The sequence below is a fragment of the Paenibacillus sp. OT2-17 genome, from assembly GCF_009827695.1.
Lineage (GTDB): Bacteria > Bacillota > Bacilli > Paenibacillales > Paenibacillaceae > Paenibacillus > Paenibacillus polymyxa_B.
Genome location: NZ_WUDQ01000556.1, coordinates 1 through 2,379, shown reverse-complemented (window position 1 = coordinate 2,379; position 2,379 = coordinate 1). Strand labels below are relative to the sequence as shown.

The 2,379-nt window shown below is 45.3% G+C and carries 2 protein-coding genes and 1 pseudogene; all 3 read right to left on the bottom strand.

All coding sequences use genetic code 11. The features are described from left to right. Positions 1-92: 92 nt before the first annotated feature. Positions 93-1,256, bottom strand: a complete 1,164-nt coding sequence (bshA, locus tag GRP75_RS24495) for an N-acetyl-alpha-D-glucosaminyl L-malate synthase BshA (protein WP_160790620.1) — start codon at positions 1,254-1,256, stop codon at positions 93-95. 206 nt (positions 1,257-1,462) lie between these two features. Then, on the bottom strand, positions 1,463-2,155 hold the full coding sequence (gene bshB1 / locus GRP75_RS24490; RefSeq protein WP_160790619.1) for a bacillithiol biosynthesis deacetylase BshB1: 693 nt from the start codon (positions 2,153-2,155) through the stop codon (positions 1,463-1,465). Next, positions 2,152-2,379 (bottom strand): annotated as a pseudogene (locus GRP75_RS24485) (methylglyoxal synthase); the annotation flags it as partial. The pseudogene GRP75_RS24485 and the gene bshB1, both read right to left, overlap by 4 nt.

Genomic DNA, 2,379 nt, shown 5'->3' with positions numbered 1-2,379 from the left:
TCTCTTGGTCAGCATATTGCCAAGTATTTGTATTCACAGGGTTTCCCCCTTTGCAAGTATTCAATATAAAAAACGGACGCGAGTCCGCCCCCTTAAACGCTGATCGGTTTAAGATCCGGCACCTCGCGTCCCAACACACGGTAATATATTTCTTCATATTGACGGGTAATCAGCTTATCACAGAAAACGGTACGGGCGCGTGTCAGACACGCTTCACGGAAACGTTCCGCCATCGCTTCATCGGACAACAGCTCTATTGCATAATCAGCCATTGCCTCCGTATTACCGATTTCAGCAAGATACCCTGTAGTTCCATGCACAACGAGTTCAGGTACTCCCCCTGCCTGAGAACCGATAGTCGGCACTCCACAGGCCATTGCTTCCAGCGCAACCAGACCAAAACTTTCTTTTTCCGAGGGAAGCAGCAGTACATCTGCCATAGAAATCACTTCTGCGATCTGATCCTGCTTACCTAAAAAGAAGACCTTATCTTGCAGACCTAAAGTCTCGATTTTGCAACGGATTTTTGGAAGATCCGGTCCTTCCCCCACCAACAGAAGCTTCGCAGGTACTTTACGTTGCACTCTTTCAAATATATCCAACACATCTCCCACCCTTTTGACAGGACGGAAATTGGAAATATGCATCATTATTTTTTCATGCGGTTGGGCAAAATCACTTCTAAGCGCAGCGGCATCTCGTGGATAATATACCCGTTTATCTACAAAATTGTAGGTTAAATCAATAGGCCGTGTAATTTCCAACGCATCTATCGTCTCCCGAATCAAATCCTTGGAAACCGCTGTCACAGCGTCACTTTTGTTAATAGCCAGCCGAATCAGGTCCTTCAACGACTCATCCTGTGCCAACACGGTAATGTCCGTACCATGCAAGGTGGTTACCACCTTCAGATGATCACCCACCATTTCCTTCGCCAAGTAAGCGCATACTGCATGTGGTACCGCATAATGAACATGGAGTACGTCCAAATTCTTCATTTGTGCGACTTGGGCCATTTTGGTCGCCAGTGACAAATCATATGGCGGATATCTAAACACGTAATAATCGTTAACTTCAACCTCATGATAAAAAATATTTTTTTGAAACGCCCCGCCTAATCTGAACGGAATGCTATTGGCAATAAAATGGACCTCGTGCCCTTTTTCTGCCAGCAACTTACCCAACTCAGTAGCCACTACGCCGGAGCCACCCAGCGACGGATAACAGGTAATTCCAATTTTCAGTTTGTCATTCAAGCTAAGCTGCCTCCTTCCGCCCATCAGTGATAACTTTTCTGCTGATTTATTTTAACATTCTGCAAAATGCTCATGTATAGAATTCTTATGTCAGGATTTTGCAAAATTCGATTCCAATTGCTCCGAAGTACAAGATATAGACAAACTAAACCATTTCGATCTATATCTTATCATTGGAAGTCGCTTATTAGATTTTTGCAAAATCCTTATGTGAATAGCTTAACCAGATATGGCGTTTTGGACGCAAAGCCTTCTGCATACGAAATCAGTTTGCGCTGACCCAACAACGAGTCACGAGCTTTTACGCGTTCCATATATCCCTGATTTAATGGTGTGGATACCGTATCCTTTCCAGGTGCTGCCTGAAATTGCGAAGCATAACTCAACAAAGACCGTTCTTTGGCTTCATAATGCTCGGTGATATCCACAATCAAATCCGTTCTGCCAATATCATTAATAAAATAAAAATATAATTGCTCTACCTGTACAGCAGGATTTTCTGGCATAAAACGTCGCAACTTGGCGTTAAATACCGCTTCCTCCACTAACTTACTGCACATGACATGGTCTGGATGCCGATCCTCCCAATAAGGAGCAAATACGACTTTCGGTGCATGGCGCCGTATTTCTGCTGTAACTGCAGCTACATGTTCAGGAGTCACATTTAATCCACGATCAGGCAGACCCAAATTCGTACGCACAGCAAGCCCGAGCACTTTCGAAGCATGTTCAGCTTCTGACATACGAGTATCCACATCACCATTGGATGACATTTCAGCCCGCGTCAAATCGCACACGCCCACCTTTAAACCAGCGGCTGTATGCTTGGCAATCGTGCCACCCATTCCTATTTCTGCATCGTCGGCATGGGCTCCGAAAATCAGGATGTCCAGCGTCATTTTACATCACCCTGCTGGTCAATGCCCGGTTTATATTTATGTACCAGCTCACGCCAAGCAAAATCGCCACGGTCTAGTGCTTTGACCAGTATTTCAGCAGTTGCAACGTTAGTTGCCAAAGGGATCCCCTGCACGTCACACAAACGTAACAAGGCGCTAATGTCCGGCTCATGCGGTTGTGCCATGCGCGGCTCACGCAAGAATATAATCACGTCCATGTCATT

Bases quoted from the DNA above. Each gene is read 5' to 3' on its own strand.
- bshB1 (WP_160790619.1), bottom strand. From the start codon at position 2,155: ATGACGCTGGACATCCTGATTTTCGGAGCCCATGCCGACGATGCAGAA.